The organism is Sphingomonas sp. Leaf5, from assembly GCF_001421155.1.
In the GTDB taxonomy this organism is placed as follows: domain Bacteria; phylum Pseudomonadota; class Alphaproteobacteria; order Sphingomonadales; family Sphingomonadaceae; genus Sphingomonas.
Genome location: NZ_LMJZ01000010.1, coordinates 74966 through 81277, shown reverse-complemented (window position 1 = coordinate 81277; position 6312 = coordinate 74966). Strand labels below are relative to the sequence as shown.

Genomic DNA, 6312 nt, shown 5'->3' with positions numbered 1-6312 from the left:
GGCGCGCCCGAACCCCACCAGCAGACCAAGGCGCAGACGCATCTGATCGAATCGTCCAACGCCTCGTTCCGCGACATGCTGGCCCGCTTCAACCGCCGGACCAAACGCGCTTCCAAGACCCAACAGATGCTCGAGATCACCCTCGACATCTTCCTCGCCAGAAAACGTCTACAGAGTCCGACGTGAACACTCCCGCGCAGGCGGGGGTCCAGAGCCCCGCAAAACAACTGTTTGTGATCGTGATCCTGGGCCCCCGCCTGCGCGGGGGTACGTTCAAGGGTCGGCGATCGGCACCTTCGCAGCGTTCCCGGCTTGAACCGGGGTCGCTCCTACTTCGTCACCAGCGTTACGATCGACAGCCCCGGCGGCATGGGCACGCGCCCCAGCAGATGCCGTTCCAGCCGGAAGATCGCCTCGAATGCCGTGTTCAGAATCTTGGGCGGTGGCGAATCGTCGCTGTCGTCCTTGCCGCGAATCTTGCCCGCGACCCGCGCGGCGACGGCCGCCGGAAACAGCAGCGAGTTGAAATAGCGCAACCCATTGTGCTTCAGGCCCGCGTCGGCGATCGCCTTGGCGAGCGTCGCCTTCGAATAGCGGCGGTGATGGTGGTTCACCACGTCGTGCGCGCTCCACATCCATTGATGCGCGGGCACCGTGACCAGTATCTTGCCGCCGGGTGCCAGCCGATCGGCCATGCCACGAAACGTCGCGACATCGTCCTCGATATGCTCGACCACGTCGAGCACCGCGATCATGTCATAGTGCGCGCTGACCCCGGCGAGCGTCGGCAGCGGCGCGGTGCCGACCGGCTTGCCCAGCCGCTCGCTGGCGATCTCGCGCGCCGCCGGATCGATCTCGATCGCATCGACCGTGCCGAAACTGCCCAGCATCGGCAGATTGTGCCCGGTGCCGCACCCGATTTCGAGGATGCGCGCGCCCGGCTGCAACCCGGCATAGCGTTCGACATAATCGGCCAGGATCTCGCGCCGCGCGCGATACCACCAGTGCGTCGAGTCGTGCGCCGCCATGCGGTCGTAAACGATGCGGTCCATCTTATCCGAATACCCATGAACGATTGAGCGCGAAGGTAGCAAGGGGCGTGACCAGCACCGCCGGGACCAGCGGCACCCAGTGCGCCATACCCGCCAGATCGACCAGCCCGAACGTGAACAGGCCGTTCAGCACCATGCCGAACCCCTGCACCGCCAGAAACTTCAACGGCTGTTCGGCACCGCCCGACCGCGTGCCATGGTCGCGAAAGCTCCACCGGCCATGCGCGACCCAGCCGAATGCGGCAGCGACGATGAACGCCGGCACGACCGCGACGAACGCATAGCCGGTCGGCAGCACATAGGCGACGAGCGGCAGATACACGATCGCATAGATCACCGTCGACAGCCCGCCGACGATGCCGAACCGGATCAATTGGCCCAGCACCCCGTCCGGTATCAGTCGTTCGATCCGCGCGATCACCCGCGTGCCCACCCTTGTCCTTTGCGCGCCATCCGATACAGCGCCGCTGTTGCCACCATGGCTGGACAGCCGCCGTAGATCGCGGCGGGCGCGGGGGAAAGTAGTTTTGACCAGGCTTCCATCCACGGGCCATTTCCTCGACCGGCACTGGCTGCGCTGGCTGCTGCTCGCGTGGGTGGTAATGGCGGCATGGTTCCTGTGGCAACGGTGGAACGCGGTCCACTGGCTGGCGCTGTCCGATACCGACGACAATATGCGGCTGATGCAGGTCCGCGCATGGATGGGCGGGCAAGGCTGGTACGATCTGCGCCAATATCGGCTGAACCCGCCGGGCGGGCTCGACATCCACTGGTCGCGGCTGGTCGACCTGCCGATCGCCGGGCTGATCCTGTTGTTCAAACCCTTTGCCGGGCCGGTCTGGGCCGAAAAGCTGGCGGTCGGCATCGCGCCGCTGCTGCCGATGGGGGTCGCGCTGATCGCCCTGTCGGTGACGGTGCGGCGGCTGGTCGCGCCGGTCGCATGGCCGCTGGCGGTGCTGTTCCTGCTCGGCTGTTCGTCGACGCTGCTGATGTTCATGCCCGAACGCATCGACCACCATGGCTGGCAGCTCGCCTGTCTCGCCTGGACCGTCGCCGGCATCGCCGATCGCAAACAGGGCCGCGGCGGCATGGTCGTCGGCCTGTCCTCGGCCGCGTCGCTGACCATCGGCCTCGAACTCCTGCCCTATTGCGCGATGGCCGGCGCGATCGTGGCGTTGCGCTGGGTGTGGGACCGGGCGGAGGCGCGACGGCTGACCGTCTATGGCGCGACGCTGGCCGGCGCGAGCGCGATCGGTTTCGTCGCCTTCGCCTCCAACGCCAATTACGCGATGCGCTGCGATGCGCTGACCCCGGTCTGGCTGTCGGCGGTGGTCGCGGGCGGTGCGCTGCTGGTGCTGATCGCCCGGATCGGGCCGGCAACGTGGCCGCTGCGCTTGATCCTGACGCTGATCGCGGGCGGCGCGCTCGCCGGTGCGTTCGCGACGCTGTTCCCGCAATGCCTCGCGCGGCCCGAGGGCGTGTCGGAGGAACTGGCGCGCACCTGGCTGAATAACGTCCGCGAGGCGAAACCGCTCTACACGATGCCCGGCCGCACCATCCTGCTGATCGTGACCGGTCCGATCATCGGCCTGCTCGGCGCGATCTTCGCCACGTGGCGCGCGCGCCGATCGGCCGATTTCGTCGGCTGGGCGGTCGTGACGCTGTTCACGACCTTCGCGGTGGCGATGCTGTTCTGGCAGATCCGCTCGGGGCCGGCGGCGCAGTTGCTGGCGATTCCCGGAACGGTGGCGCTCGCCTGGGTGGTCGTGCCGTGGCTGTTGTCGCGCAAGAGCGCGGCGGTGCGGGTGCTGGGCACGGCGGCGGTGATCTCGCTGCTCCTGCTCGGCAACCTGTTCGTCGATCAGGTCAGCAAGCTGCTGTCGATGCTGCCCGACAGCGGCCTGACCAGCCATGTCCGCATCAAGCCGCAGGACGCCCGCACGAAACAGATACTGCGCGCCGGTGCCCGCTGCGCCAGCCTGCCCGCGTTGCAGGCGCTGAACCGCCTGCCCCCCGCGGTGATGTTCACCCATGTCGATCTGGGGCCGCGCCTGATCGTCGCGACCCATCATGACGGCATCACCGGCCCCTATCACCGCAACGGCGATGCGATCCTCGACGTGCATCACGCGTTTCAGGGCGACCCGGACAATTTCCGCACCATCGCCCGCCGCCATGGCGCGACCTATCTGCTGACCTGCCCGAACATGGCCGAAACCACCGTCTATCGCGCGCGGTCGCCGGGCGGCTTCTACGACCTGCTCGCCCATAACAAGGTGCCCGGCTGGCTGATCCCGGTCGCGCTGCCCAAGGGGTCGCCGCTCCGGCTGTGGCGGATCGAGTATCGATGATCCCGCTGCGCGTCCTCGCTTATTGGCAACACCAGTTCGGCGGCGGCCGGCAGGCGTTCGATGATCGCGCGGTGTCGCTGACGATCGATGCCTCACTCGATACGGTTCGGGCAGCGATGATCCTGACCCGCGAAGACGGCACGGCGGCAGTTGCACTCCAGCCGCCGCTCGCCGAGCGGGCTGGCCTGCTCGATGCCAACCCACTCCCGCTACCGGACGTTCGCGCGCGACTCGCAGCTTCCGGCATCGTTCTGAACGACCCCGACTTTCTGTTCTACCGCGCAGCCGATCGACCCCTCGAGCAAGCACCATCGGACGCGGTGCGTCGCCTGACCGAAGCCGACCGCGATGCCTTCGACCGCTTCTATCGATCGGCATCGCAGCAGGACCGCGACGACGCTTGGGTCGAATTCGATCACGCGGCGGTATTCGGTAGTTTCGACGGCGACCGCCTGATCTGCGCCGCCAGCATGGTGCTATGGCGGGAAAGTCCGCTTGTCGACCTCGGCGTACTAACCTTGCCCGATGCGCGCGGTCGCGGCCATGCCCGCACTGTCATCGCCGCGATCGCCGACCATGCGGTCGGGGCGGGACATGAGCCGCAATATCGCTGCCAGACCGACAATCACGCATCGGTCGCGCTCGCCCGGTCGGCCGGGTTCCAATCGCTCGGCCGGTGGGAAGTCATCCGCACTCCCGACTGATCCCCAAACGCAAAACGCCCGCCCCCTTTACAGGGACGGGCGTCGCGGACCGTGGAGGTCGGATCGCTTAGCGGGCAGCGACCTGCTGCGCCGGCGACAGCGGCTTGGCGATGCGGAAGCGGACCGGACGGCCACCGACTTCGCCCGACACGTTGCGGTCGCGCACTTCGAGGCGGAACGGCTCGCCGCTGGTCAGGACGGTGCCCGACAATACCGTCGCGCCATTGTCGGCAACGCTGCGGGTATAGTCGAACTTGTAGCCGTCACGCTCGATCTCGTTCGCCGAGGCGAGCGTCGGGATCAGCATGCCCGCTGCGACGAGGGCGACACGAAAAGCGGCGGCGGCGGCAAAGCTGCGCATGATGTTTCTCCGGCTGGTTGGGATGGACGCTCGTGCGTCGTTTCGTTGCCGGAGTTGTGCATGTTGCAGCGCGGTATCGCAACTGCACAGGTTCTTACCGCAATTGCAAAAAACGAAATCGGAATTAGGGGAGGAACCGGTTCACCACGTCGCGCGCCAGACGCGCCGGGCGTTTCGTCGCGGCGTCGAGCGAGCACCACGTGCTCTGCACCTCGACCAGCACTTCCTCGCCGCGCTTGATCAGCGTCGAGAAATAGGCGCGTACCCCCTCGACCCGTTCCGCCACCACCGTCGCGACGATCGTATCGTCGAGGAAGGCAGGCCGGCGGTAGGTGATCTCGTGGCGCAGCGCGACCCACAGATGCTTTGCCACCGCTTCGGCCGGCGCGACCCGTTCCCAATAGGCAACGACCGCATCCTGCACCCACGACAGGTACACCGCGTTGTTGACGTGCCCCATATGGTCGATGTCGCCCGGCGCGACGGCAAGCGGATGCTGATGTGCCATAAAAAAACGGTGGCCCCTGCTGACATGCGAGTCAATGAAACTCACGCCGTATCGACCATTCGATCACGAGTTCACAGAAGCACCCGCGCAGGCAATCTGTGCAAAACGCCCGACACCGTACCCCCGCGCAGGCGGGGGTCCAGAGCCAAACAGAACAACGGTTCGCGTTTGGAACCCTGGACCCCCGCCTGCGCGGGGGTACGCCAGGGGCCTCGACGCACGGCTACGACGACATCACGCCTTCGCCACCACGCTTTCGGGCAGATCCTTGCCGAACACCCGCTGATAATATTCGGCGACCAGCGCCCGCTCCGCCTCGTCGCACTTGTTCAGGAACGACAGCCGGAACGCGAATCCGACATCGGCGAAGATCAGCGCGTTCTGCGCCCAGGTGATGACCGTGCGGGGCGACATCACCGTCGAGATATCGCCGTTGACGAACCCGCGCCGCGTCATGTCGGCGACGCGCACCATCTTTTCGACCGCGTCCTTGCCGCCGACCTTGTCATATTCGCCCGACTTGGCGAGCACGATCCGCGCTTCGGTGGCGGCGGGCAGGTAGTTCAGTGTGACGACGATGTTCCACCGGTCCATCTGCCCCTGATTGATCTGCTGCGTACCGTGATACAGCCCCGACGTATCGCCCAGCCCCACCGTGTTCGCGGTCGCGAACAGGCGGAAATACGGATTGGGCCGGATCACGCGATTCTGGTCGAGCAGCGTCAGCTTGCCCTCGGTCTCCAGCACGCGCTGGATCACGAACATCACGTCGGGGCGACCGGCGTCATATTCGTCGAACACCAAAGCGGTCGGCGTCTGGAGCGCCCATGGCAGCAACCCTTCGCGGAATTCGGTGATCTGCTGCCCGTCCTTCAGCACGATCGCGTCGCGCCCGATCAGGTCGATACGGCTGATATGCGCGTCGAGGTTGATGCGGATGCACGGCCAGTTCAGCCGTGCGGCGACCTGTTCGATATGCGTCGACTTGCCGGTGCCGTGATAGCCCTGCACCATCACCCGCCGGTTGTGCGCAAAGCCCGCAAGGATCGCCAGCGTCGTGTCGGGGTCGAACACATAGGCCGGATCGGCATCGGGCACGCGTTCGTCGGCCACCGAAAAGGCGGGTACTTCCAGATCGCTGTCGATGCCGAACAGGTCGCGCGCCTTCACCATCCGGTCGGGAGCGCTCAGGATCGTCGTTGCGGCTTCGGGCGGGGTATCGGTGGTGGTCATGCGGGCCTTTCGCGGTCGGCGCACCGGCAGGAGCGTCGCGGGGTCCTTTAGGACGATCGGGGCCGCCTACTCAACCGTTGGCGGCAGGCGGAACAGCGTCGTG

At 66.4% G+C, this 6312-nt stretch carries 8 protein-coding genes; 3 read left to right on the top strand and 5 right to left on the bottom strand.

Features of this window, described 5'->3' with window-relative positions:
• A partial coding sequence (locus ASE50_RS19030; protein WP_162236181.1) for an IS1 family transposase occupies positions 1 to 186 on the top strand: 186 nt, incomplete at its 5' end.
• A gap of 143 nt (positions 187 to 329) precedes the next feature.
• On the opposite strand, the gene ASE50_RS08750 is transcribed toward ASE50_RS19030, so the two are convergent.
• Positions 330 to 1052, bottom strand: coding sequence for a class I SAM-dependent methyltransferase (locus ASE50_RS08750; RefSeq protein WP_056398623.1), 723 nt, complete (start codon positions 1050 to 1052; stop codon positions 330 to 332).
• 1 nt (position 1053) lies between these two features.
• Positions 1054 to 1485, bottom strand: coding sequence for a GtrA family protein (locus ASE50_RS08745; protein WP_235512268.1), 432 nt, complete (start codon positions 1483 to 1485; stop codon positions 1054 to 1056).
• Between the two features lie 94 nt (positions 1486 to 1579).
• On the opposite strand from ASE50_RS08745, the gene ASE50_RS08740 reads away from it, so the two are divergent.
• Together ASE50_RS08740 and ASE50_RS08735 are read left to right on the top strand one after the other, a co-directional pair.
• On the top strand, positions 1580 to 3403 hold the full coding sequence (locus ASE50_RS08740) for a hypothetical protein (protein ID WP_056398620.1): 1824 nt from the start codon (positions 1580 to 1582) through the stop codon (positions 3401 to 3403).
• The gene (locus ASE50_RS08735; RefSeq protein ID WP_056398618.1) at positions 3400 to 4107 is read left to right on the top strand and encodes a GNAT family N-acetyltransferase; all 708 of its coding nucleotides are present in this window, start codon (positions 3400 to 3402) and stop codon (positions 4105 to 4107) included. The genes ASE50_RS08740 and ASE50_RS08735 overlap by 4 nt, the downstream gene beginning before the upstream one ends.
• A gap of 67 nt (positions 4108 to 4174) precedes the next feature.
• Here ASE50_RS08735 and ASE50_RS08730 read toward each other — a convergent pair whose 3' ends face one another.
• From ASE50_RS08730 to cobS, 3 genes are all read right to left on the bottom strand, one after another.
• Positions 4175 to 4468: a hypothetical protein gene (locus ASE50_RS08730; RefSeq protein ID WP_056002074.1), complete on the bottom strand. Its 294-nt coding sequence runs from the start codon at positions 4466 to 4468 to the stop codon at positions 4175 to 4177.
• A 124-nt stretch (positions 4469 to 4592) separates the two neighbouring features.
• Entirely contained in the window at positions 4593 to 4976 is a 384-nt protein-coding gene (locus tag ASE50_RS08725; RefSeq protein ID WP_056398615.1) for an acyl-CoA thioesterase, read from the bottom strand.
• A 234-nt stretch (positions 4977 to 5210) separates the two neighbouring features.
• On the bottom strand, positions 5211 to 6209 hold the full coding sequence (gene cobS / locus ASE50_RS08720) for a cobaltochelatase subunit CobS (protein ID WP_056398612.1): 999 nt from the start codon (positions 6207 to 6209) through the stop codon (positions 5211 to 5213).
• Positions 6210 to 6312: the final 103 nt, after the last annotated feature.

What these genes read in the sequence shown, in the direction of transcription:
- ASE50_RS08750 (WP_056398623.1), bottom strand. Translation starts at nt 1,052, where the DNA reads ATGGACCGCATCGTTTACGACCGCATGGCGGCGCACGACTCGACGCAC.
- ASE50_RS08735 (WP_056398618.1), top strand. Translation starts at nt 3,400, where the DNA reads ATGATCCCGCTGCGCGTCCTCGCTTATTGGCAACACCAGTTCGGCGGC.
- ASE50_RS08730 (WP_056002074.1), bottom strand. Translation starts at nt 4,468, where the DNA reads ATGCGCAGCTTTGCCGCCGCCGCCGCTTTTCGTGTCGCCCTCGTCGCA.
- ASE50_RS08725 (WP_056398615.1), bottom strand. Translation starts at nt 4,976, where the DNA reads ATGGCACATCAGCATCCGCTTGCCGTCGCGCCGGGCGACATCGACCAT.
- cobS (WP_056398612.1), bottom strand. Translation starts at nt 6,209, where the DNA reads ATGACCACCACCGATACCCCGCCCGAAGCCGCAACGACGATCCTGAGC.